The sequence below is a fragment of the Streptomyces sp. NPDC048442 genome (assembly GCF_040651475.1).
Classification (GTDB): Bacteria; Actinomycetota; Actinomycetes; order Streptomycetales; family Streptomycetaceae; genus Streptomyces.
Map to the genome: position 1 here is coordinate 320,022 of NZ_JBEZKB010000002.1, position 23,892 is coordinate 343,913.

The following is a 23,892-nucleotide window of genomic DNA, read 5'->3' on the forward strand; positions in this document are numbered from 1 at the left end:
CGTCCATTGTCACGATGTCAGCGCATCTGGACGACGACCGTCTCCAGAACGATGTCCTCGACGGGACGCTCGGTGCGCGGGTGGCGTTCGGTGCGGGCGATGGAGTCGACGACCTTCTTGCTGGCCTCGCCGACGACCTCGCCGAAGATGGTGTGCTTGCGGTTGAGCATCACGGTCGGCTCGACGGTGATGAAGAACTGCGAGCCGTTGGTGCCGGGCCCGGCATTGGCCATCGCCATCAGATACGGCTTGTTGAAACTGAGTTCGGGGTGGAACTCGTCGGCGAACTCGTACCCCGGGCCCCCCATGCCGTTCCCGAGCGGGTCGCCGCCCTGGATCATGAACCCGCTGATCACACGGTGGAAGACCGTGCCGTCGTACAGCTTGTCCGTGGTCCTCTGCCCGGTCTCCGGGTTGGTCCACTCACGCTCACCCCTGGCGAGCTCGACGAAGTTGCGGACCGTTCTGGGAGCGTGGTTCGGCAGCAGCCGGATCTCGATGTCGCCCCGGCTTGTCCTGAGGGTGGCGTAAAGCTGCTCTGCCACGGGTCTGCCTTCCGCTGGATCCGGCGCCCGCCGAGTGGTGCGGCGGGCGTGCGCCGATCCTCGCACGGAGCCCCGGCCGACCTGCCCTGCGACCGGCTTTCTTCGGACGAGTCCGTACGGAACCAGGGCGATCGGCAGCGAAGCGTGGCATTGTCGTCCACAGTTCCCCTTGCACCGTATTTGCCCCATGATCTTCGTTCATGACCCGGATGCCCTTCCGCACGTGCCGCACGTACCTGTGACGGGCATGATTTCGGTTTGGGTGGAAAGGCGCATCGAAGAAGCGCCACCGAGGAGGAGGATTTCCGTGACCCGTAAGGACAGCGTGCGCAGCGCGACCGGTACGGCGAAGGACAGCGTGCGACACGCCGCCGAAGTGGTGGCGCCCTACGCGGGCACGGCCAAGGACACGGCCGTGCATTACGCGCACGAAGCCCGGACTCGGCTCGCGCCCCGGGTATCGCACGCCACCCAACAAGCCGCCGGACAGGCCCGCGCCCAGTACGAGGCGCATCTCGCGCCCCATATCGAGCAGGCGCGCACCCACGTTCCGGCCCGTATGGACGAGGCGGCCCACAAGGCCGCATGCGCGACGAGGAAGGCCGCCCGGCAGGCCGCGGACTACACCGTCCCGCGCGTCGAGCAGGCGGTGGCGGCAGCTCAGCCGGTACGGGACGAGGCGGCGGCCCGCAGCACGGCCGCGCTGGCCGCACTGCGCGGCCAGGTCTCCCCGAAGGAGGTCCAGAAGCTGGTGCGCAAGCACGAGCGCCGGGCCCGTTCGGGACGGCTCGCCAAGCGTCTGGCCGTGCTGGGCCTGCTGGCGGGCGGAGCGTTCGCCGCCTGGAAGTGGTGGGACAAGCAGGCCAACCCGGACTGGCTGGTCGAGCCCCCGGCCGCCACCGAGGTCCACGACCGCACACCGCTGACCTCGGTCGACGGCAGCGACCAGGACGTCCTCGACCCCGAGGTCCAGGCCAAGCAGGCCGAGGCCGAGGCGGCGGACCCGAAGGACCGCTGACCCGATACCGGCGGGCCCCGATACCGGCGGGCCCCGATACCCAAAGAGACCCTCTGACCTGCGGCGATGCAGGTCAGAGGGTCTCTTTCGCTGTGGAGCCTAGGAGATTCGAACCCGAGATCGTTACCTTTCTGACCTGCGGTTTTACCGGAGAGCCGGACATTAGGGTCGGTTTCCACCCCTCTGAGTCCAGCTCCGTCCCCCTCGATCCGGCCACCGTGTTGATGTGTCAACACGACCTCTCGGTACGTTGCATCTGCAATACGAGGGGATCACCTCACCGCCTTGAGCACAGGGAAGATGCCCCATCTCAGCACCTGCGCTCAAGCAAATCACCAGGCGCGGCCCCTGTCGTAACGCAGGCGGCCCAAACTTCTCCCAGGCGCCTTCACTTTAGGCCTGTAAGTGCCAACAAGAAGTCGACGAGCTTGGTGGTCACTGCGACGGCAACAGCCGCCGCACTCGTCTGAGCACAGCGGTGGAGGATCTCACCGGTCCGTGGGCTCCTGCTGGTCGGAGCGTAGCGTCGGCGTCGCAGCGGGCGGCGCGTACGGTTGTTCATGCAGCCTCCTCATGGGTCGTCGGGCCCTGCGCCACCGACTCCGCCAGAAGGTGTGGTGCAGGGCTCTTTGTTACGGCTTCACACTGGGGCAGCAACATCTCTGATGTCCCGTCCTGGACCGCGAATCTCGATGTACGTTCCAGACGTGGCGAATTGGGACGACGGGTGGGAGCCCGGGACAGCGGAAGACCTCGTAGCCGATGCCCGGACGCTCGGTGTTGAGATCACTCCGCGGACGGTCAAGAATCACGTGGAGTACGGGTTGCTCGCGCCCCCTGTACGTCGGAAGAGCACTCAGCGAGGCAGCGATCCGGCTGTCTTCCCGAGTGAGCAGCGCCGTCTCTCTTACGAACTGCACTCCGCGCGCCTTCGGACCACGCTTCCTCGCACGCCCTACAGGACGATGATCCCCATCGTGTTGCACCTGTGGTGCCTGGATGACGCCGTGATTCCCACAGCGCAAGCACGCCGAGCACTTCGGACCCTCGCCCTGTCAGCGGGTATCAAGTCGGCCACGCGCCGCAAGGAGAGCGTTCAGAGGGTAATCGACCAGTTCGCGCACCCTTCGGCCACAAGAAGCCAGCTCGCGGCGGCTAAAGCCTGGATCCGCGAAGGAGAGGAGTCCGGCAAGCCGAACTGGGACGCTGTCGCGGACGCCCTCAGCGCCGTGGCCAGTCCGTGGCGCCGCCTTGGCCTTCCCGAGATCGTGCGTGGTCTCGGGCCTCCGCAGGCCCCTCTCACCACAGACACGGCAGTCGCCATGTGGGAATTGCGGCATCAGACGAACAGCGCGTTGGCTTTCAGGGGCATCAACGAGGTGGTGTTGCTCCGTGCTCGTGAGGAACACCGTCGGATGTGGGAGCAGTATCAGCAGCAACGCCCGCAACTGATGGCTCAGGCCGGCGGGTTGGCTGACATCTTCGAGCTGCCTGCCGACCAGGAGCAGGCGGCTCGCCAACAGGTCAACGGCTTCGTGACGGTTCTCGGAAACACGCTGGGCTTCGCCAAGCCTGTCTTCGAGCGGGCCGGAAACCGGGCCAAGAGGCGCTGACACGCCTCGGGCCCGAGTCCGGCTCGTACCCTCGGGGGACAGCTACTTCGGCGGGTGGAGCTTGCGCCAGTACGTCCAGCTGGTCTCGTTCGGCGCGCTCCACTGTTTCGGGGCGTGGGCGAACTCCGGGTGGTGGGCGGCGATGTAGGCGCGGGTGCGCTCGGGCACCTCTTCGTACGAGCCGAGCTTGCGGCCCCGGCAGTGGTAGGTGAGCCCGCCGGGCCGCTGGCCTCGGCCCATCCACGGGAGCCACGGGGCCATCCGGCTCCACGACATCGTTGCCGGGATGCTGGGAGCCTCGCCCTCCAGGTCGTCGCGGTCGGCGAAGAACTGGAAGAGTTCCAGGGCCTTGTACGTGTCGCCGGCGGAGGCGAGCGGGTAGTCGGCCACCGGCAGCGGCGAGGGGTAGGCGAGGGGGATCTCCAGGCTGAAGCAGACCTGTCCGCCGAGGTCGGTCGTCGGGATCGGGAAGGGGCGCCACTTCTGATTAGCCGGGTCGTTCCAGATGTGCACCACCGGCAGGTCCTGCCAAGTCTCCAGGATTTCCCGGGTCGCGGGGTCCAGGTAGAAGGCTGCCTCGCGGGTGAGGAGCTGGTACGCGTCCGGGCCGTTCTCGGGGTCCTCGACGAGGCGGGAGACGTTGAGCCCCTCGAAGCCGAAGAGGCGCTGGTATGGCTCGTCGGGGGCCCAGGAGTACACGTCACCGGACCACCAGTACGTGACTTCCTCACCATCGAGTGAGGCCCGGGTGCGAGCGAAGGAACGAAGAAGCTCTGCGGGTGTCGTCATGACATCCAGCCTGCACGATCTCCCCTCCGTCCTGCACGTTCTCGCTACTCAGGGGCGATGGTCCGGCCGTTGTCAGTGCCGAGGGAGAGAATCTGCGGATGGCCAGCGAACTTACGGCGGATGGCGAGTCTGTGACCCTCGCCAGTGCCTTACGCACGTACCTCTCGGAAACCGGACTCACCTTCACCGGGCTCACCGGCTCGGAGGCAACCCGATGTATCACCCTGGCGGTAGCCGGGTGGGCACAGGCGTCAGGTTGGAGGTGCTACGCGGAGGAACCCGTGCGCTACATCGACCCGCCTCGCAGGGTACGTGGGGGCTGCATCATGTACTGGTCGCCGCCCTGGTTGGCCTACCTGGACCTCCGCGTGGTTCGTGAAAACGGCCCTCCGGTCGCCATCGAGATCGACCGAGAAGACGCCAGTACCGCCGTCGGCAAGCTCCGCGACGAGGCTCTCCGCGGGCATCCAGCAGTGTGGATTCGCTGGCACGGAGCGGTGCGTGCCGGGCTTCCCGATGGCGTCGCCCGTCTGCACCTGCCGGCCCGCTCCCGGCGCTCTCCCATCCGGTACTCGATGCCACCCGTAACTTCCTCAGCGGCAATCACCTTCGGCAACGCCGTAGCCCCCGAAGCCCGGGAAACTGCCCTGGGTCGGGACAGGCAAAGAGCAGCGAATGAGAGCCGCGCCGCCACTCTCCTCGGAGTCCCGAGCCACTCCATCCCAACGGTGATGACCAGCAACGGTCTGCTCACTTAGGCCGAGGAGATCTCCACCCAAGAAGTAAGGCAACCCTCAGTTACCTAGCGCACTCACTCCGAAGTGTGGCGCACCAGCTATTCGCCTCCGCACACCTGGAAACCCCACAGGAGATACACCCCCGCACGGGCCAGTCGCGCCAGGTCACAGCCCCAGTGGCCATACGGGGGCAACTCGGCGCAATAGTCCGAGTTTCAACCGCATCCATCCCCCCTCAAACAGCCCTTTAGGGGCTTTTAAAGGGATTCAAATGACCAAGAAGCTAAAGAGTCACGAAATATACAAAAGCCTCATAGTGGATGTGACCTTCGTCGCCAATGCCGGGACTTTCGCCCCCTATTGACTACAGCTCCACCCCAAGGTCAATTCGGCTCCTTCGCAACGCACTGCCACCGAACAACCCTTCTTCTACAGTCCGTAGAAGAAATCGGAACCAGATCTTGCGTTTCGGGAATGCTCGCGCAACTCCGACTGATCACTCAGGTGACTACGGAGAGCGATGATCACCACCGTGCAAGATGGCTTCCGACCGCTCCTGAACCAAGGGCGGTGCTTCTTCTGGATGATGGAGGACCGGCCATGTGGTGGCATCACGGTCGCTCCGACTCCCCGGCCCGACGGGGAAGGACGAGTGGCACGAACCGGGGGAGGGCGGGGACCGTGTTCCCCGCCGGGCGAGGCGACTGTGCCGACGAACGTGGTCTTCAGCGCTACGTCCGCCAACAGCTCCAGGCACTCGATGTGCGGACGCCTCTCGACGTCAAGGCACTGTGCCAAGCGTTGTCGAACCACCGGGGGCGGCACATCGAGCTGCGGGAGTTCCCCTTGCGGACCCCAGGGCCCCAAGGGTTGAGGGCCGAGCTGCCGACTGCGGACTTGATCGTCTATCAGAGCGAAACGACGAAGCTGCACCAGGACCACATCATCCTGCACGAGGTCGGCCACATCTTGGCCGATCACCCGGGCATCAGCCCCGAGAAGTTGCAGGGCGCCATGGCCCCGGACGGCAGGCCGGAGGCTGTCCGCAGCACGCAGCACCGCGAGATGTACGACACCGCGCAGGAACTCGAAGCCGAGATGGTCGCGACCATCATCCTGGAGTGGGCCGCAGTGCTCGATGACGTTATGCCGCCGAGCGCGGACGATCCGTCCGCCCGCCGGATTCAAGCGGCGCTGGGTGATCACCAGGGGTGGATGTAGTGGTCATCGTCCCGTTCTTGACCGTGCTCTTCATCGCGGTTGTCTGGAAGTTCGCCCAACTCGCTCGCGACCCAGGCAACGCTGCGCTCCGCTCGGTGGCGCTGTGCCTCTTGTGCGGCGGGCTCTCGTACACCGTCGCCATGCCCAGCGGTGTTGCCGCGTTCGACACCTTTACCGGGCACGGCCTGGCGAAGCTCGTGCAGAACCTGCTGCTGATGGCCTGCTGCTACTTCCTCATGTGCTTTTACCTGTACTCGGCTGCGGACGAGGTGGCCGGTCAGCGGCGAGCCCGCCGGGAGGGTGTGGCACTCCTGGCGGTGGCCGCCGTACTGACGGTGGACGCGCTCTCGACGTCGCAGACGGCACTCGCCGGTAGTTACTCGACGGCGGACATGACCATTCCGCAGACAGCGATCTTCTTCCTTCTGGCCGGCGGGTACATGGCGTACACGGTGGCCGCGGCCTTCTGGTGGACCCGCCGGTACGCACGGATGACGCAACGCCCGCTCTCCACCGGCCTGTGGCTGGCGGCAACCGGGCTGGCCTTCATGGCTATCTCCTGCGCCATCCGCGCGGTCTTCGTCGTGATCCGAAGCCAGGACGGTGACGTACCGAAGCCGCTCACTGCCAGCGTGGCGCTGCTGCTCGTGCTGGCGAGCGTGTTCTTCGTGGTCGGCCTCAGCTATCCGATGTTCCGTGCGCGAATTGCCTCCGTTGGCACCAGGCGCCGCCACAAGCGTGTGCACCAGCAGCTCGCACCCCTGTGGCACCTCCTCATCGAGACGTATCCGGACCTCGTACTGCGCCCTGCCAGCTCTTCGCTCCGCGACCGTTGGCGGGCCCGGAATATCCACCGGCGCTACCACCGGCGCATCGTCGAGTGCCGCGACGGCTTGGTCCGTCTCAGCCCGTACGTGGACATGAACGACACCGCCGACGCGGTTCCTTCGGTCATCGCCGAACGCCTCCGCGACGCCGTGCGGCGTGCCACCTCATCCAGCGGCGGCCCCGTACGTGCGGTGTCACTCACCATCCCCCGCCAGAGGGACCGTGCCGCCGACGTGGAACAACTCCTGCGGCTCGCTGCCGCCTTGAAGCTCCCGGCCTCCGCTCCCCGGACGGACCTCACCACCCCGAAAGTGAAAGAGAGCCAGAAGACATGCTGATCACTGCTGGACGCATCCTCACCGAAGCCACAGGCGAGTACCTGACCGACGGCGCGGTCCTCGTCAAGGGCGACTCCATCGTGGCGGTCGGCCCGCGTAAAGAGCTGGAGGACCTGGCCCCCGAAGGCACGCCGCACCTCGACTTCCCTGAGTCGACCCTCTTGCCGGGGCTGATCGACTGCCACGTCCACCTCGTCTTCGACGGCAGCGCCGACCCGACCGCCGCCCTTCAGCAGGCGCAGGACGACGACCTCTTCGCGGACATGGCGGTACGGGCCGAACAGCTCTTGGGCACCGGCGTCACCACCGCCCGCGACCTCGGCGACCGCAACGGCCTCGCCGTGCGACTGGGCGCGGCCATCGCGGAGGGCGTGGTCCACGGTCCGCGCATCGTCTCGGCGGGCACGCCGGTCACGCCCAAGGGCGGCCACTGCTGGTTCCTCGGCGGCGAGGCCGAGGGCGAGGCCGAAGTCCGTGCCCTCGTCCAGCGCAATGCAGCCAACGGCGCGACCGCGATCAAGGCCATGGTCACCGGCGGCGGGCTCACCAAGGGCGGCGCCGCTAGCTGGGAGAACCAGTTCAGCGCCGAGGAACTGACCGCGCTCGTCGACGAAGCGCACAAGGCCGGTCTGCCGGTAGCCGCGCACGCGCACGGCACCGACGGCATCGCCGCGGCCGTGGCCGCCGGTGTGGACTCGATCGAGCACTGCACGTGGATGACGGAGACCGGATTCGAGCTCCGTAAGGAGGTCCTGGACGAGATCCTCGCCAAGGGCATTCACGTCTGCCCGGCCGTCAGCCAGCACTGGCAGATGCTCCCCCGAGTCTTCGGGCAGGAGCGGGCCGACGCGATGTTCGGCCTCATCCGTGAGATGGCTGACGCAGGGGTGAAGCTCGTGGCAGGCACCGATGCCGGTGTCCAGCGCGCGGGCTTCGGAGGACTGATCTCCAGCCTGGCCTTCTACGCCCACCTCGGACTGCCGAACAGCCGGATCATCGACATGGCAACCGCCGAAGCCGCCCGCGCACTCGGACTCGGCGACCAGACCGGGCGTCTCGTGCCCAGCTACAAGGCGGACCTGCTCATCGTCGACGGCGACCCTCTGGAGGACCTCGGCGCGCTGTCCTCGGTCCGTACGGTGATCGCCGCAGGGAAGCGGTACCAGCCGAAGGCGTAGGTACCGCGAACGGAGCGGGGCTACTGCTTGTCACCCTTGGGGTCGGGCAGGCCCCGCTCTTTCAATTCGGCGGCCACCTCCTGAATGAAGGCGAGTACGTCGTCCGAGAGGCCCTCGGGTCCCAAGCCACGGGCCTGAACACGGCCGATGTCGCCTTCCGAGCCATCCCCCAGAAGCCTCAGCCCTTCGACGATTTGCCGCGCGACGGCATCACCCGTCTTGAAGTAGGCCGGCGAGACGCCGAAGAACGCACCGAGCCCTTCGCACACCAACGGCGTCGTCTCCTGCACGACGCCGGTGCGCAGATTCGTGATGTCGTCCGCGGTGACGATGGGTCCGCCCGCGTACTCGTTGACTCCGTGCGCGATCTCGGCGTCCGAGGGCGCTTCCTGATCGCCGGGGTACGAGCGGGTGAGCTGGTGGGCGAACTTGCCAGCCAGGGTCTGCGGCGCCCGGACCGAGTCGGCTGACTCACTATCAGGTTCGCGTACGTCGTTGCCGAAGGACCGCTCTTGCGCGGCGAGAAGTTCGTCAACAGTGACCCGGTATCCCTTGGCCAGCGGGACGACGAACTTGTCCCCCAGCCGCCTCTTCCCTCGCTCGGCGTTCGCGACCGGTCCTGCGCTCTTGGTGCCGAGCAGTTCCTTGGTCTCGTACTGGGAGAACCCTGCATCACAGCGGAGGTCGGTCAGATCTGGCAGGCCATCGCGCGGAAAGAGGTCGTCCAGGTCCTGCTTGAGGAAGCGGGCGACGGCGGGAAGCGCCTCGCCATCGGGGACCGAGCGTCCGCCCTCCCACGAGGCGACAGCAGCTGGGGAAACACCGAGCCCTTCGGCCATGTCGCTCTGAGTGGCGTCGGCAGCCCGACGCAGCGCACGTACGCGCTCCGGGTCGAACCGGCGAGGGGCCATCCGAGATCCTGCTCCCGAACCTTGGTTGTCGAAACTAGGGAAACTTCAATCTGTTGATCCGTTCCCCAAAATGCGATAGAGTCATTTTAGCGAAACAGGGTGCCCAACGTACACCCCGTAGCGCTACTTGCCCATTTCCCTGGGCGCATTACATCGCCCCCGGCGCGAGCCTGGAGACGACTTCGGCCCACCGACAGGAGCTGTAACTCCACGTCGGCGGGCCGAATCGCGGGGAGGCGTATGCCTCCCAAAGAAGCAGTGCAGACCGCACGTGGCGTAGGAACCTCGCGGTCAGCACAGAGCAGCAACGGCGGGGCGAAGCCCTGTCGTCACCGATCGCGGACAGGTACGAGACTGCCCGCTGAAGGAGTGATTCTCTCATGGGCCTCCCTGGAGAGGCACCTTTGGGTGCACCGGCCCTCAACCTGCCGGGCCTGGACTCGATTCTGCGCCTGCTGGCCGGCGCGGAGCACCTGGAGGCGGCAATCCGTCGGCTCCCGACCTCCGAGGACACCCGGCTGCACGTCACGTACGACGAAGCCGCCCAGCGCCTGGGCATACCGGAGAAGTGGCTCCGGGAGCGGATCGGGAAGCTCCCGCACCGCAAGATGGGCAAGTTCGTGCTCTTCACCGAGTCGGACCTCAAAGCTATTTCTGAGATGTTCTTCGTCAACCCCGAAGAAACGATTACTCCCTCATACGGCAACGGTTCCAAGTCACTGTCTGCGCTCAAGCCGTCTTCACGGTCCCGCACACGTTCCTGAAACCTGACCCGCATTCCTTCGCCTTGCGGGGATTGCCGCCTTATCACGGGGATATTCGATGCCGCTCGTGCAATTTCAGCCGCTGCCCGCTCCTGAACGAAGGGAACGGAAGAGCGGGATTCGTCTCGCTTCCACCGCCAAACTCTTGATGGAACACCCCGGCCAGTGGGCGAGGATTCAACGTCATGAGAAGTCGACGCAAGCCGCTGCCGCCGCATACAAAATCAACCACGGCCTTCTCGCAGCCTTTCGGCCTGCCGGAGCCTTCGAGGCCGCCTCACGGACCGTAAGAGGCGAGTTTTTCGTCTATGCCCGGTACACGGACCGCGAGGAAAACCCCTTGGGGGTTTCAGAATGACTCGACAGATCGCCCCCTTGCTCGCCTCTGCGCGGTCTGGTGACTGGAATCCCCTGGTCCTGACTGCTCTAGAGACAGAGAGTCGGCATTGGACCGATGCTGCTGCCTGCTCGGGACGCGCTACGGAAGACTTCTTCCCCGCCGGAGATGCCTTCGACAGGAATCCAACCGTCGTCAAATCACGGGCCGAAGAAGCGGGCAACTCACTGCAACGTAGTTTGAATACGTGCGCTCGCTGCCCACTGGCCACACAGGCTCGATGCCTCGTGGAGGCTCTGGAGCAGGAAGCCGAGTACGGCGTCCGGGCTGGGCTGCTGGCGTCGGAGCGCGAGGACCTGCATATGGGCTGGAAGCGAAGGGTCCGGGATCGGGCCGTGACGAACGCACTGAACGGGGTTTCGTCCGCCCTCTCCCAGGCTGAATTCAAGGAAGCCATTTCTCGCTTCGCCCGCAGTCAGGGAGCGCATGACGCGGAACGAACAGCCCGGGGCCTAGGAATAACCCGCAGCTACCTCTTGCAGCTCGTAAGGAACGAACGCAAGAAGTTTGAAAATCTCGCCTCTGAGCACACCGCAGCCTGACGCCGACCGATTATCTGCGGATGAGTTCCGCCATCACCGGAGATCCCCCATGTCTAAAACTAGCGAAATTCACCCCACCACCTCCTTCCATTACGGCGAAAATACGGTGTCCAGGATTTGGGCTTGTTCCCGATCCCGCAAGGGGACTCGCCTCGTACTTCTTGCCCTGGCTCACGCGATGGATGGGTCCAGCAGCGTGGAAATTTCAGTGGAGGAAATATCTACTCTGACCCACCTCACCAATCGCACCGTGTGGAAATGCCTGGGTGAACTGGACGACCTTGGCGAGATTCGAGTGACCAAGGGGGGTGGGAGCGGTCACCGCAACCGGTACACCATCGTTCTACGCGGTTCCGCGGAGGCAGAATCAACGGACTCGCGGCAACAGAACGTGCGCGGTAAGAAATTCACTGAACCCGCATCTGAAACTATGAAATCTGCTTCCGAAACCCTGAATTCCACGCCTCAGAAGGGTGAGATTTCTTCAATAGGCACGGAGGGTGTTAATACTCCCGTAGGGAGTATTAACACCCAAGAAAAGCAAGCTGGCTTGCCCAGCCGTACGACGCCGCCCGGTGAAGCCCAAGCAGCGGGTTCGGCACCAGTCCCGGAAGGCGCCACAGGTCTCGTGTCTGCGCTGACCAGTGCCGGAATGCTCGTCGGCTGGAGGCTCTCGCCGCAGGAGTGGGATCAGGTAACAGCTCTCTCGGCCCGCTGGGGAGTGGAAGCGCTCGTGGAGTTCATCAGCCGCCGCTGGAGCGCCTCCCGTCCGCCGCAGACCGCCCGCTATCTCCTCCGAATCTGGGCTGACCTCCCACCCCAGGGGCCTGACTCCAAGTTGTCCACTGTCGTACCGCTCCGCTCTGTGGCCGCCGGGTGGACGCCGTACCGCAACCCCGTCGCCGCCGCGTACCAGAACGGATTCTGATCATGTCTGAGCCTGAGACCCCGCACAGGGCGGTAGAAGCGCTCCGGCGCGCGATGGAAGCCCACGGCGCCCGTCTGGTGCCCGACCCCGCAGAACCGAGCGACATCGAGCCGGGCAGCCCGGTATGGCACCGCCAGCAGCGCGCCCGGATGGCCCTCAAGCGCTGGGAAACCGCTGCCCCACCGCGCTACCGCAAAGCGTGCTCGACCCTCCCCGACGTGAACGACTGGGCAGACCGGGTGATCGCCGATCCCACCACGGCCGGATCGCTGCTTCTCGTCGGTCCGACCGGGACGGGGAAGACGTACCAGGCATACGGCGCGCTGAGGCGGATCGCGGAGTCCGGTCCCGACCGCTACGGGGTTATCGGGACGAACAGCGCTGACCTGTATGGCGCGCTGCTGCCGTCCCAAAACCTCGGACAATCCGAGCAGGAACTTCGGCGGCTCCTGACGGTGCCCCTGCTCCTGGTGGACGACTTCGGAACGGCGAAGGGCTCCGAGTGGAAGGAGGAGATCACTTACCGGTTGATCAACCACCGGTACAACCACTGCCTCCCGACCGCGTTCACTTCCAACCTCCCCGTCCGCAGCGATGACCCGTCCGTCCCCGATCTGACGGGAACCCTCGGCGAACGGATAACCAGCCGTCTCGCGCAGATGGCAATGATCGTCCCCATGATCGGCGCGGACCGCCGCCGGGAGGCCGCGTGATGCCGCGCCGACTCCAAGGTCTCTCGCCCTCCCACGCGAGCGGTAGCCACGGGGCCGTATTCATCGGACGGGGGTTGTTCGGCAACCCCTTCCGCCCCGGTGATCCGAGCCCGACGGCTCCTGGTCCGATGTCCCCCGGTGAAGCTGTCGACCTGTACGCGGCAACGCTGCGCGGGCCGGTCGGCCGGCGGTACGCCGAGACGTTCGCCCGCCTACTTCGCGGCAAGGATCTGCTCTGCCCATGCCCGCTCGGTACCCCCTGCCACGGAGATCTGCTTCTCCAGTTGGCCAACCGCTCGCACCCCTGCAGCCGGTCACACGCCCAGAAAGTGAGCGCTCGATGAGCTACGCCAACGGCACACCGACGGGGCGCCCGCCCGTCGGTGACGACCAGGTGATGACCGGCTGGGACGTCACCGCGGTCGTCTTGCTCGGCGCGGCGGGCTTCATCTTCTCGTACGACTCGTTGCGGCAAATCGCCGTTGCGATCCACGCCCGCGCGTCGCTCTCCTACCTCTTCCCGGTCTTCGTGGACGGCTTCATCGCGTACGGCGTGAGGGCCATCGTCGTCCTGCGAAACCGGCCTTTCGGCGCCCGTCTCTACGCGTGGACGCTTTTCCTCCTGGCGACCGGCGCGAGCCTCTGGGCGAACTCGCTCCACGCGATCACCCTCAACCGCAACGCAGCCTCCGGGCCGTCCGCACTCCGCCTCGGTGACTCAGTCGTGGGCGTTCTCTCGATGCTCGCGCCGCTCGCTCTGGCCGGAGCCGTACACCTGTACATCCTCATGACGCGCACACATGGGACGGTCTTGTCGTCCCCGCCGTCCGTCCGTCCGGGACCGGTCCCGGACGGTGATGGCATCCCAGCAGTTTCGCTGGAGAAGGTTGCCCGCATCTCCTCTTCCAGCGGACGGCACCAGGCAACAAACGAACTTCCCGGCGTCGCTGTTACCGCCTCGCATGATGCTTCCCGGGAGTCCGCGGACGGTCCCGGACCGTCCGTTGCCCCGGCCGCAGAGGCCAAACCGGCACACCCGGCGGACAGCGAAACCGAACTGTCCGTCGCCAAAAGCCACGACCCCGATCCCGTCCCGGACCAAGAAGTCGAGGACGGGACGACGAAAGATCGGCCGAGTACCGTCCGGGACGGAAAGCGTGGTGCTGACAACGAAGACGACGGCATTGGCGCGCACAACGCGCCCCTGCCACAGGCTGCGGACGCTGAGGAATCGTCCGTCTCGGACGTCTGGCGCAGGAGTCCAAGAATCCCGAGCGACGAATTGCGTCAGATGCTTCCGCTGGCGCGCGAGGCCGTGAAGCACGGACGTATCACACGGGACGAGGTAGCTGCGGCCGTTCGTGCCCAGTACCGAATCAGCAACGACCGGCTCAGTGAACTCCTCGCGATCCTCCGCAAAGAGGCCGAGGACCAGGCACATGAACCGTCCGTCGAACCGCGACCGCTCTGGTAACAGCCACCGGGGCTGAGCACTGTACTTACCGTTCAACTGTGGCCGTGACGCCGATCTTCGGCGTCACGGCCACCTGCGCCAAGGAGGAAGATCCCTCAGTGAAATGGGCCCGTCACCGCTCACGCGAAATGACACTCCAGGAAGGACAGGAAGCGGCATCCGCCCTCTCCCAGTACCTCCAGGCCGGCGGCTCTCTCCGGCCGGTTCCCGCCCCCGGCCTCGCCCTCCAGAGCGGCGAGGTTCCATACACAGATGTCACCTGCACCATGGCCCGCTGGTACTCAACAGAGGTCGTCTACCCACGCGGACGGGCGGGCTTCTACGAGGACCACCCGGCCTTCGGTCGCCGCTGGGTCGACAATCCTGCGCTCGCGGCTCGGCGAGCGTACGAAGCAGAAGCGGAGGCAGAGGAACGGTGGCGCGATCACGTCTCCGCTCGCGTGGTCCTGACGTCTGTCGGCCTGCGAGTTATACCGTTCAGAAGCCGCACGTGGTTGCCTTTTGACCACGCACTCCTCGACGCTTACGAGGTAATGCCTCAACAAGGAGCGTTGGCGCTGTCGTACACCACGTGTGCCCCACTGTTGCTGGAAGGTACCTCCGCCCCCTGGGTTGCTGTCGCCCTCTCCGACATCATTACCGTCAAGAGCTGGGCGCCTTGAGCTCGTCACACGATCATGAGCGGGTCGCCTTGAGGCGTCTCCAGCAGATCAGGCTGCAGGCCAGGGAGACGAAGGCGTCGTGGAGTTCGGTGCGCGGTTCCCGCCGAACGGCGAGGCGCTTGACTGGTGGAGCAGGGCGAAGGTCTGCTCGACGACATAGCGCAGCTTGCCCAGGCCCTTGATGTTCGGGGCTCCCTGCGTGGAGATGACGAGCAGGATCCGCCGGTGAGGCAGTTCGTCGCGATGGGCGTGGGAGTCGTAGCCCTTGCCCCGAGGAGGGCATCGGGTCTGGGGCGGGGCTGGCCTGGGCGACTCCGCGACGGGTGGGGTGCCGTCGACCAGGGCGAGGGTCTGGGTGACGTCGTTGACATTGGCCGCGGTCGTGATGACCTTGAGCGGGGTGCCGCGCCCGTCGCAGATCAGGTGGTGTTTGCTGCCCGTCTTCCGCCGGTCGGCCAGCGACGGACCGGTGTCGGCGCCCCCCTTTTCGCACGGATGTGAGAACCATCCACGCACGCCCGTGACCAGTCGAGTTCGCCGGCCGCGTTCAGCTTTGAGAGCAGAAGCTGGTGCAACCGGTCGGAAGACCCCCGCCCTCTGCCACCGCTACATCCGCCGCCAGCACGTCTCTCCGGAGCCGAATCCCAGCTCAAGGGCCAGGAGTTACCCGGCCATGTCGTTGTAGAGGACGACAGGATCGCGTGCAGACAGAGCCGGTCCGATACCGTCGTCGAGTACCCACACCCTCACGAACAGCCGAGAGAGAAGCACTTTGCCGGCCGCGGTTACTCCACCTCACCTCGAAGGGCTCCCCGGGGCGAACGCCCGCACTACGCTAGCGGCTTCACCGGAGCCGCCACATCCCCGCCCCCGGCAGCGTTTCCCTCACCGTGGCCGAACATGATCCGCTGCCGAGCCGCGAAGTCCGGAGCCACAGTCACCGGCTTCCACTGTTAGCCGTCCCACCGCACCACCAGCCAGGGCGTGTTCCGTTCCGTTCCACCTGCACCCTGCACAGGTTGCGCCCGCATCTCCCCACCTGCGGCCACGGCTGTGAGTAACAGGGTGCGAAGGCGCTCAGCTATCCGGCCCGCAGGCCATGACTCCGTAGTCATTATTCACACACACGGCAGGCTCCCGGGCGGAAGATACGGTATACCACTCGCTATAAAACGCCTTGCTATTCTCAAGTTCCTTCTCGCCCAGAGTATTTTCCATCCCTGGCTGGAAAACCCACGCCCTACATCCATTAGATCCACCTGGGGTGTACCAACGCATGGCACCGGGCTTAACCTGCTGATAAATCTTGCAGCCGTCCACTACGACGAGGCGCCCCCCGTCTGCTCGACGAGCAGGGGGACTATCGGCCGCACTCCTGGCCTTCGGTGTGGCCGCAGGCAAAGGTGAATTCTCCCCTCCCTTGAGAGCGCAACCAGATGACGCCACTAGAGAAGACGCCGCAACTATCATTCCAAGAAAGAGGCGGAAATCACGGGGACTCTTTGCGAACATCACTATCCTTGAAGCCGGAGTGGGGCCGTATTTCAGGGGGGTCACGCTCACCCTTAGCGCAAACTCTACAGCTTGAACCCTCAATGGAGCGCGGGGCGTACAGGAGTGCCCTATACGCCCCGAGATATAACTGAGTGCCCTGTTTGTCAGTTGATCGGGCCGCAACCCAGCTGGCCTGACGGGCCGTTCACGCAAACCTGCATCTCGTACTCAGGGCCGTTGTAATACCACTTGCTGTAGTACGCCCCATTGGTGGTTATTTCGACCTCGGCGATTGAGCCCTTGGTGGTGGGGTTGAATATCCACGCCCGGCAGTCCTTCGACCCGCCATTCGTGTAATAACGCATGTAGTCATGCTGAGGGCTTCCTTGCAGCTGGACCTGCTGCTTGACATTGCAATAGGCAACAGTAATCTCCCAAGTCCCCGTTGCAGCCTGGGCCGGCAAAGCCATCGCCACGACAGCGGTGGCAGAAAGCCCCGCGAGGGCAGCAGTCCTACGGACCAAACTCATACTCGTCCTCTATTCCCCTATTGCCCAACAGATCACCCTTGAGGCCTAAGTGCCACTTGGGACTATTGGAGCGCGATCAGATTAGAAGGGAGAGGCGAGATAGTAAAGAAATTAGATTTAGCCCCATTTACCGCTATTTAGGGAAATGCGAGACTCCCATAACCCCCAAAAGGGATACCAGGTGACCCGCCTTGATCGATTCTTTGCAATGTATCGTCTGGATTGGATCGGCAACGTCCGAAAATGATCCTTCCTATTGGCCGTGGCCTGCCCCACGGGGTCCGTGCGGTCGTCCCTCGCAACAACTGCTGACGCCTGAGGCACAGGTGCGACTATGCAATTCGACAGCAAGAGGCCCTAACAAAGGTGCTCAGGCCGTGTACGGGGGGGGAGGTCCGGCCCAGAAACCGACCAGGTGTCGGACGCACGGGGGGGGCACCGCCGGTGTTCACTCATTCGTGGAAACCGCTCAATCCGTTAGAGCTAGGCCCCAGTCAGCCCGTGGCGGTTTCTAGGGGCCTTCACCACGGCGCGCCCGGCCCGAACGGTTCGAAAACATGACGTCCAGCGGATGCAGGTCCCGGCCGGTCAGACCGGGGAAGCCGGATTCGGCGGGGCCGCCGCGCAACCACGTGAGCAGGGTTGCCGTGAAGTCGCCTGGCAGGGGCGGTCCTTGGTCGCAGTGGCGTGGGTTGACGGCTACGCGCCATGTCTCGGGCGGGCCGTCCGCGCACCAGCCGATCTGGTCCCCGTCGATCGTCGACGCGAACGGCAAGAAGCCGCCGGGCTCGGGCCACGCGGGCATCGGGTAGTACTGGGGATGGGCGGCGCGCAGTTGGCGGTATCCGTCAAGCATGTCCTCGATGGTGGTCGCGAGCCCCTGCTCCCGTGGCCGGTCCAGGGACTGAGGGGCGCTCATGTCCAGCCACCAGCTCCAGTTGCCCGCCCCGTACCACTCCGCGAAGCGCCACGAAGTCCGGCGGCAGCCGGGTACCAAGCCGCTCGACGACCTGCTCCCATGTGCCCTCGCCCAGATACGACTCCAGGGGCGGTGGAACCAGCGCCATGAAGGCGTCGAGGCCCGCGCCCTCGGTGAGCGCCGCGTGCTGCCTTGCACTCAGGGGAGGGGGTGGCCAGCGGTGATGCGGTTTACCAGCATCCGAGCCTCCGATATGCGGGGGTGGATCGGATGCAGGTGCTGCTCGCACGCTGCCAGTGCCCTGTGGGCCGTCTGCAGCGCCTGTGGACGGTCGCCCGTCCCGTACAGGGCTGTGGCCACGGCGATGTCCAGGGCACCGGTTGCCTGGACTGACGGTCGTGGGGCAAAGGTGCGAGCCTCCGCCAGAGCCTCTTCGAACCTGACCTGCCCGTTGAGACTGCGCACCAGAACGGTGCGCAGGTTGGTCGCTGAGAAGTCATCAGCACGGGGCAGGTTCCCGCGGGCAATGGCTTCCGCTTCCGTGTAGCGGCCCTGTCCGCACTGGGCGTCGGCCAGGCAGACCAGTGCCGCCTGCTGTATCGGCCACGTGTCGGCGGGGTGCTGGGGAGCGGAGATGTTCGTGGCTTGCAGAAGGTCCTCTGTGTCTGCTTCTGCTCTGGCGTACTCCCCCTGCTGGAGAAGAATCCTCACCCTGAATGTACGGGCCATCAAATAGGAGACCCGGCCAGAGCCCGTGAGGGGTTCCATCTCTTTGATCAGGGCTTCCAGTTCGCCCTTCACCTCGGCTCCGCGCCCGTGTGCCACGGCAGCGCCAGTGGCAAGGAACCGTCCCACCCTGCCCGACACAGGCCCTCGGGCCCACGGCCGCCTCGGCGAGGCGGCGAGCGCCCTCGCGCCGGCTTCGGCCTCCTCGTACCCACCTTCCTTGAACAGGCCAAGGAGGCACTCGTACTCGGTCTTCTGGGAATGAGACAGGTCGTTCGTGTTCCACCCGCTACGCGCGTGGACCCACAGAGTTTGTAGAGCCTTCACAAGCTATGAGGATACGCGAGGAGCCGACAGTCCTGGCTGGGGCACGGAAACACGAGTTCCTACTTTCGCCCACACCTACCTCTGATCAATAGTTCAGTGAACTATTTGCGCGAAGAATTGAACGGGAAGCCAGTGCAAGAATCTTGCCACGCCCGAACAGTGCATTGCGTAAACGGGCTGCTGAGATATTGGGGCCTCCGGAGTGAATCCCCTACCGGCGACTAGCTCCGCCAGTAAGGGCGGACCCAAGAGCCACTCAGCCTCTCTCTATTCAGTACGAGGTTGTGGTCCTGCCATGTCTTTTCCAACCCGCCCTATAGCAATAGTCGGAGCGATAGGAGTTGGCATAACTGCGGCTGCGCTGGCATTCACCACCAGCCCCAATTCCTCAGCTTCAAGCGCCGCACCTAGCAACAACATTGCTGATGTGAGGCCTGAATCGGGTCCCACTCAGTTGCCCGACCCAGGTGCCGGAAAGCCTTCTCCGATGCTTCCAAGGGACGCTGCGGTAACGGCCCGGGAGTTCGCGACCGCCTATCTCCAGCACGACGCGCGGGATGGTCACGACGCGTCCTACTCCGACGCGGGACAGCGCGCCGCCCGGTACGCCTCGGCTGACCTCGGTGCCGTGCTCTCCCAGAAGCGCCCCGCACAAGATGCTCCCTGGTCGGCGCTGCGTCGTGAACAGGCTTTGGTGACCGTCAAGGTCACCGACGTCTACGTGCCGGACGGAGCTCCGGCGCCCGACAGCTCCTCGGCGCTGGCGCGCGTCTCGTACGTCCAGGCGACTGCCCCGAAGTCGGGTCCCCTACGGCGGGAAGCCGGCCAGTTCGCGGTGCGGCTCTCCCGTTCCGCGAAGGGCTGGCAGGTCACTGACCTGCCGTGGGCCTGACGGGGTCAGGGCGATGAAGAAGGTTTTGGCGGCTCTGGCTGCCCTGCTGCTGGTCTGTGTGGCCGCGTTCATGGGGTTCTTGATGCTTCTCGGCGGTGCCGACAGTGCCAAGGCAGACGAGGCCGGCGCGGGGGCTGGGCTGACGCCCGATTCCCCAGTGCCGGACTGGGTGCGGCCGTTGATCAAGAAGAACGCGGGGAAGTGCCCACAGGTCACGGAGTCCCTGCTGGCCGCCCAGCTCTTCAGCGAGTCGACCTTCGACAAGGCCGCGAAGTCCAACGTTGGCGCGCTGGGCATCGCCCAGTTCATGCCCGCTACGTGGGCAGCGTACGGCGTTGATGGAAACGGAGACGGGAAGAGGGACGTCTTCGAGCCCGCCGATGCCATCGCGGCGCAGGCCCACTACGACTGTGTCCTGGCCGACGAGGTCAAGGGTGTGCCGGGGGACAGCACGGACAACATGCTCGCCGCGTACAACGCGGGCGGTGGCGCCGTGAAGAAGTTCGGCGGCATCCCGCCGTTCCCAGAGACCCGCGACTACGTCAAGAAGATCCGGCATTACGCCGAGAAGTGGGCATCAAGCGCCGGGCCATCCCCGCTTCCTGCGGGCAAGGGCGCGGCACGCGCCATCGCAGCATCCAAGCGGGCGTTGGGCACTTGGTACCAGTGGGGCGGTGACTGCGTTGCGCCCTACACCGGCGCGGGCGGCTGCGACTGCTCCTCGCTGACCAAGATGGCCTGGGCTGCGGGCGGTGTGAACCTTCCGAGGGTCACGTACGACCAGGTCAACATGGGCACCCCGGTCAAGATCATGGCCCAGCTTCGGCCCGGCGACCTCCTCTTCTCCGTCGGCTCCGCCGCTCACCCCGAACACGTCGGGATGTACATCGGTGGCTCGCAAGTGATCGACGCCCCGCACACCGGCGTGCAGGTCCGCATCAAGCCCCTCTCGTTTTGGACCGATCAGGTCCTGGCCATGCGCCATATCGCGTAGAAGAAACGTTTCTCTCCCCATTTACAGCGCTCTGCACGAACGAAGGAATCCGTCATGCACAACCTGCTCTCCGTCGCCGCCGACCCGGCTGTCCACGGTCAGTTCTCCACCCTCGCGGCCGGTATCGACGTCGTATCGGGGGTGAAGCCAGACTGGGGGCCGTTCAACAAGCTCGGCGGAACCTCAAAGATTCTGCTGGGCGTCCTGGCCGCGCTCGTCCTGGTCACTGGAGCCGGCGCCTTCTTCACGGGCCTCGCGAAGAGCAAGGGGTGGGTGGGCGACGGTCACTCGACCATGGACTCCTCCCGGGGCAAGGGAATGATGGTGGGCGGCCTGGTCGTCGTGTTCCTCGTCGCGTCCTTCGGCACCCTCTTCACGATCACGTACGGCATGGGTGTGTGACGTGAGGAGCACACCGAAGAGGAGCCCAACCAGAGCACGCGCCTGGGGGGTTGCTGCTGGCATAGTCGCCGCGACGACCGTGACGGGAGCGGTCCTCAGCCTGACCATCTCTGCACCGTCCCCTCCCGCCTCGGCACCCGGACAGGGGAGCAGTAACGGCTCCGCTCCCGCCCGAACGGTCTCACCGTTCACGTTCAAGGACGGGGTTCCGAGCAAGTACCCGCGGACGGAGGCCGGTGCGAAGGCGGCGGCTGCCAACTTCGCGGTAGCACGGGGAAGTTCTGGCTTTCTGACGAACGCCTCCGAACGGCATCGAGTCGTTGACGCGATGTCCTCCGAGCAGGCGGCCTCAGCCCTGCGCAGGGAGGCGGACAGTTCGACCAACGCCTCCTCGCAGCAGCTGAGGGGCGGTGCGGCGAGGCCGGACCCGAAGACGGTCATCGCGCGGACAGGTGTCCTGTCAGGGCGAGTACTGGCGTTCGATATCCACAGGGCGGTGATTCGCCTGTGGACAACTGCGGTACGCGGGAACACGGTCGGCGGGCGGGTGCCGACGACTGGGTTCAGTTCCGACACGGTCAATCTGGTCTGGGAGTCGGGCGACTGGAAGATCTCCGCGTTCTCCACGGGCAAGGGGCATGTGGCGCCGGTCTCGACGGACCAGGCGACCAATGTGGCGGCGGACTTCGCCGATTACGTGCCTGCTCGGGCCGATGATCCTGTGGCGAGCGGCTCCACGGACGGTGCCGGACTCCCGGGCCCGTACCGGCGCGACGTACGGGGCGCCCGGTCCGCGGCGGTCAACTCTGTTCTGCTGCACGGCGACCCTCGTTTCTTCACCGATTCCGCCTGGCGTCACACCGTGCTGAACAGCACCAGCGCGCCCAGCGCCCTGCCAGACATGAAGCGGGACGCCGATTCGACGGCGGGTCTCGTCGCGGAGAACCGCGGGGTGGGCACGGACGGCAAGTCTGCCGACGGCGGCACTCTGGTCACGCGGACCGGTGTGCTCGCCACGCGGACGCGTACGTACTCGGACCAGGCGGCCAGTGTCGAACTGTGGACGGCGTCGGTCGGCGGCGTGGCCGGTGACGACGAGACCCTGCGTCCCCAGGTCGCATTCCTGCGGATGAGCGTCGATCTCATCTGGTCCGGTGGCACGTGGAAGGCGCTGTCGGTCTCACCGTCGGAGCCGCTGGTGCCGTCCCAGTCCCCCACCGAACAAGCGACGCCTGCGCCCCAGTTCAGCGACGTGGGAGGTGTGGCTGATGCGGCTGCGTTTGCGTGAGGACGCTCCTGGTCTGCTGACCGTCGACCGTTCCCGTCCGCGCTCCACGATCGGGCGCCGGCTGTACGCCGTGGCCTGGGTGAACGTCGTACTCGGCTTCATCTTCGTACCGGCAGCGACCGCCAACCCCTTCTGCTACATCCCGATGGTCTGCGACGCCAAGAAGGCGATCGACTTCGTGGCCGACCCGATCGGCTTCATCCTCCAGCAGATCGTCGACGCCAACCTCTGGTTCCTGCGCAAGATGCTGGAGCTGATGCAGAACAGCAGCAAGATCGACCTGACCAGTCCCGGGTTCTTGAAGCAGTACGCGATCATCTTTGCTGCGGCCTCTCTGATCACCGCAGCGCTCTGGTTCATCGCCGTGGCGAAGCGTGCAGTGCGCGGTGTGCCACTGATGAAGGCGATGTCGGAAGCTGTCGGCTTCCTGGTGCTTCAGTTCGTCGTCAACGCGCTGACGCCCGGCGTGATCGGGCTGTTCCTGAAGGCGGTCGACGAGGTCACTGCGGTCTTCGAGCCGTACGCCACGGCGAACTTCAAGCCGTTCCTGGAGAACATGCTGAAGGTCATGGCGGTGGCACCCAACCAGGGCGTCATGCAGCTCTTGATCGTGAACCTGCTGATGGTGTGCGGCGCGCTGCTGATGTGGATCGAGCTGCTGATCCGGGGCGCGGCCATCTACGTGGGCGTGGCGCTGGGACCGCTGGTCAACAGCGGCCTGGTCGACCGGGACCTGTGGGGCAAGAGCAAGAAGTGGGTCGGTGCACTCGTCGCCCTCGCGCTGAGCAAGCCGGTCTTGTTCGCTCTGCTGGGCCTGGGTGGCGCGATCATGAGCGACTCCACGGGCAACATGGAGGACACCACCTCCCGAGTTCTGATCGGCGCGCTGATCCTCCTACTCGCCGTCTTCGCCTCGGCGACCCTCTACAAGTGGGTCCCGGCGTTCGGCGACGAGATGGCGCAACTGAGCCAGGACCGTAAGACAGCTTCCTCCGCCGGACCCATGGCGGCCGTGGACGGGCCTGCGGCTCATGCCAACCGGGCGATGGGCTCGCGGATTCAGGACGCCTTGGTCGGCGGGAAGAAGCCTGGAGCCGCGAAGGCGGGTGCTTCCGCGGCGAAGTCGGGCGGCAAGGGCCCGATGGGAACCGCTGCTGCTCCTGCGGCGATGGCTCTCGCCGGGGCGAAGATCGGCGCAGACGCCGTCACGAACAAGGTGGATTCCTCGCCCGGAATGCAGGGAGCCGATGCGGGCTCCGAGAGTTCCGGTACGCCTGGGCAGGGTGGCGGCGACGGCGGGGCGGGTGCCCCGACAATGACGCGGCCCGGCGGATCGGGCAGCGGCCCCACGGGCAGTGCGGGCCCGGGTTCCTCACGGGTCCCCCGCCAGTCTCCCGGTAACGGGCCGGCGGGCGCTCCCTCCGGCCCGTCGACACCGGCGCCGCCCGCCCCGAGTGCTCCGTCTCCGGGCTCGAACCCCCGGCGTCCGTCTCCTTACTCCGGGCCGTCGCCCCGCCCGTCGGCGGGCTCCTCCCCGCCTTCCTCCCCTCCCCCCAGCGCCCGTCCCGGCTCCGGCCCCTCAACCATCCCCATGCCCCCGATGCGACCGCCCGGTGGGTCGTCGGCCCCACGCAAGCCCTCCACCGGCAAGGACCAGTGATC

Annotated in this window: 24 protein-coding genes and 1 pseudogene; 18 read left to right on the forward strand and 7 right to left on the reverse strand. The window is 65.7% G+C overall.

Going from position 1 to position 23,892, the window contains the following annotated elements:
• Window positions 1–17: 17 nt before the first annotated feature.
• Window positions 18–545: a peptidylprolyl isomerase gene (locus AB0D18_RS05270; RefSeq protein WP_362413047.1), complete on the reverse strand. Its 528-nt coding sequence runs from the start codon at window positions 543–545 to the stop codon at window positions 18–20.
• A gap of 307 nt (window positions 546–852) precedes the next feature.
• Here AB0D18_RS05270 and AB0D18_RS05275 point away from each other — a divergent pair, with 307 nt between their 5' ends.
• Window positions 853–1,563, forward strand: a complete 711-nt coding sequence (locus AB0D18_RS05275) for a DUF5324 family protein (RefSeq protein ID WP_362413050.1) — start codon at window positions 853–855, stop codon at window positions 1,561–1,563.
• Between the two features lie 965 nt (window positions 1,564–2,528).
• A complete protein-coding gene (locus tag AB0D18_RS05280) occupies window positions 2,529–3,176 on the forward strand; it encodes a hypothetical protein (protein ID WP_362413053.1) in 648 nt (215 codons plus the stop codon).
• A 42-nt stretch (window positions 3,177–3,218) separates the two neighbouring features.
• Here AB0D18_RS05280 and AB0D18_RS05285 read toward each other — a convergent pair whose 3' ends face one another.
• Window positions 3,219–3,965 (reverse strand): DUF1838 family protein, encoded by a 747-nt coding sequence (locus AB0D18_RS05285; protein ID WP_362413056.1) that lies wholly within the window; start codon window positions 3,963–3,965, stop codon window positions 3,219–3,221.
• Window positions 3,966–5,599: 1,634 nt separating this feature from the next.
• On the opposite strand from AB0D18_RS05285, the gene AB0D18_RS05290 reads away from it, so the two are divergent.
• From AB0D18_RS05290 to AB0D18_RS05300, 3 genes are read left to right on the forward strand one after another with little or no spacing between them, the layout of a single operon-like run.
• The gene (locus AB0D18_RS05290; RefSeq protein WP_362413059.1) at window positions 5,600–5,923 is read left to right on the forward strand and encodes a hypothetical protein; all 324 of its coding nucleotides are present in this window, start codon (window positions 5,600–5,602) and stop codon (window positions 5,921–5,923) included.
• A gap of 23 nt (window positions 5,924–5,946) precedes the next feature.
• Window positions 5,947–7,089, forward strand: a complete 1,143-nt coding sequence (locus AB0D18_RS05295; protein WP_362413433.1) for an MAB_1171c family putative transporter — start codon at window positions 5,947–5,949, stop codon at window positions 7,087–7,089.
• Complete coding sequence (locus AB0D18_RS05300; protein WP_362413062.1) at window positions 7,083–8,267, forward strand: amidohydrolase family protein; 1,185 nt, start codon at window positions 7,083–7,085, stop codon at window positions 8,265–8,267. Before AB0D18_RS05295 ends, AB0D18_RS05300 begins: the two co-directional genes overlap by 7 nt.
• A gap of 20 nt (window positions 8,268–8,287) precedes the next feature.
• Here the strand turns inward: AB0D18_RS05300 and AB0D18_RS05305 are convergent, their stop codons facing one another.
• The gene (locus tag AB0D18_RS05305) at window positions 8,288–9,178 is read right to left on the reverse strand and encodes a helix-turn-helix transcriptional regulator (protein WP_362413065.1); all 891 of its coding nucleotides are present in this window, start codon (window positions 9,176–9,178) and stop codon (window positions 8,288–8,290) included.
• Window positions 9,179–9,558: 380 nt separating this feature from the next.
• Between AB0D18_RS05305 and AB0D18_RS05310 the strand changes: the two genes are divergently transcribed.
• From AB0D18_RS05310 to AB0D18_RS05345, 8 genes are all read left to right on the forward strand, one after another.
• The gene (locus AB0D18_RS05310) at window positions 9,559–9,942 is read left to right on the forward strand and encodes a helix-turn-helix domain-containing protein (RefSeq protein WP_362413068.1); all 384 of its coding nucleotides are present in this window, start codon (window positions 9,559–9,561) and stop codon (window positions 9,940–9,942) included.
• 58 nt (window positions 9,943–10,000) lie between these two features.
• Window positions 10,001–10,300: a hypothetical protein gene (locus AB0D18_RS05315; protein WP_362413071.1), complete on the forward strand. Its 300-nt coding sequence runs from the start codon at window positions 10,001–10,003 to the stop codon at window positions 10,298–10,300.
• Window positions 10,297–10,881, forward strand: coding sequence for a WhiB family transcriptional regulator (locus AB0D18_RS05320; RefSeq protein WP_362413074.1), 585 nt, complete (start codon window positions 10,297–10,299; stop codon window positions 10,879–10,881). Before AB0D18_RS05315 ends, AB0D18_RS05320 begins: the two co-directional genes overlap by 4 nt.
• Window positions 10,882–11,509: 628 nt before the next feature.
• Window positions 11,510–11,809, forward strand: coding sequence for a hypothetical protein (locus AB0D18_RS05325; protein ID WP_362413077.1), 300 nt, complete (start codon window positions 11,510–11,512; stop codon window positions 11,807–11,809).
• 2 nt (window positions 11,810–11,811) lie between these two features.
• Entirely contained in the window at window positions 11,812–12,522 is a 711-nt protein-coding gene (locus AB0D18_RS05330) for an ATP-binding protein (protein ID WP_362413079.1), read from the forward strand.
• Window positions 12,522–12,866: a DUF4326 domain-containing protein gene (locus AB0D18_RS05335; protein ID WP_362413082.1), complete on the forward strand. Its 345-nt coding sequence runs from the start codon at window positions 12,522–12,524 to the stop codon at window positions 12,864–12,866. Before AB0D18_RS05330 ends, AB0D18_RS05335 begins: the two co-directional genes overlap by 1 nt.
• A 53-nt stretch (window positions 12,867–12,919) precedes the next feature.
• A complete protein-coding gene (locus tag AB0D18_RS05340; protein ID WP_362413085.1) occupies window positions 12,920–13,996 on the forward strand; it encodes a DUF2637 domain-containing protein in 1,077 nt (358 codons plus the stop codon).
• A 38-nt stretch (window positions 13,997–14,034) separates the two neighbouring features.
• A complete protein-coding gene (locus AB0D18_RS05345) occupies window positions 14,035–14,658 on the forward strand; it encodes a hypothetical protein (RefSeq protein ID WP_362413088.1) in 624 nt (207 codons plus the stop codon).
• Window positions 14,659–14,706: 48 nt separating this feature from the next.
• On the opposite strand, the pseudogene AB0D18_RS05350 reads toward AB0D18_RS05345, so the two are convergent.
• From AB0D18_RS05350 to AB0D18_RS05365, 4 genes and pseudogenes are all read right to left on the reverse strand, one after another.
• Window positions 14,707–15,126, reverse strand: a pseudogene (locus AB0D18_RS05350) (transposase); the annotation flags it as partial.
• Window positions 15,127–16,316: 1,190 nt separating this feature from the next.
• Window positions 16,317–16,682, reverse strand: a complete 366-nt coding sequence (locus AB0D18_RS05355) for a hypothetical protein (RefSeq protein ID WP_362413091.1) — start codon at window positions 16,680–16,682, stop codon at window positions 16,317–16,319.
• Between the two features lie 511 nt (window positions 16,683–17,193).
• Complete coding sequence (locus AB0D18_RS05360; protein ID WP_362413094.1) at window positions 17,194–17,601, reverse strand: hypothetical protein; 408 nt, start codon at window positions 17,599–17,601, stop codon at window positions 17,194–17,196.
• A 198-nt stretch (window positions 17,602–17,799) separates the two neighbouring features.
• Window positions 17,800–18,654 carry a hypothetical protein gene (locus AB0D18_RS05365; RefSeq protein ID WP_362413097.1) on the reverse strand — a complete coding sequence of 285 codons (855 nt, stop codon included), beginning with the start codon at window positions 18,652–18,654 and terminating at the stop codon, window positions 17,800–17,802.
• Between the two features lie 487 nt (window positions 18,655–19,141).
• Between AB0D18_RS05365 and AB0D18_RS05370 the strand changes: the two genes are divergently transcribed.
• The 5 genes from AB0D18_RS05370 to AB0D18_RS05390 all read left to right on the forward strand — a co-directional run bounded on the left by AB0D18_RS05370 (window position 19,142) and on the right by AB0D18_RS05390 (window position 23,890).
• Complete coding sequence (locus AB0D18_RS05370; RefSeq protein ID WP_362413100.1) at window positions 19,142–19,546, forward strand: hypothetical protein; 405 nt, start codon at window positions 19,142–19,144, stop codon at window positions 19,544–19,546.
• Window positions 19,547–19,559: 13 nt separating this feature from the next.
• Complete coding sequence (locus AB0D18_RS05375; RefSeq protein ID WP_362413103.1) at window positions 19,560–20,540, forward strand: NlpC/P60 family protein; 981 nt, start codon at window positions 19,560–19,562, stop codon at window positions 20,538–20,540.
• A gap of 54 nt (window positions 20,541–20,594) precedes the next feature.
• Entirely contained in the window at window positions 20,595–20,942 is a 348-nt protein-coding gene (locus tag AB0D18_RS05380; protein ID WP_362413106.1) for a hypothetical protein, read from the forward strand.
• Window positions 20,943–21,270: 328 nt separating this feature from the next.
• Entirely contained in the window at window positions 21,271–22,230 is a 960-nt protein-coding gene (locus AB0D18_RS05385; RefSeq protein WP_362413109.1) for a hypothetical protein, read from the forward strand.
• The gene (locus AB0D18_RS05390) at window positions 22,211–23,890 is read left to right on the forward strand and encodes a hypothetical protein (RefSeq protein ID WP_362413112.1); all 1,680 of its coding nucleotides are present in this window, start codon (window positions 22,211–22,213) and stop codon (window positions 23,888–23,890) included. The genes AB0D18_RS05385 and AB0D18_RS05390 overlap by 20 nt, the downstream gene beginning before the upstream one ends.
• Window positions 23,891–23,892 lie beyond the last annotated feature (2 nt).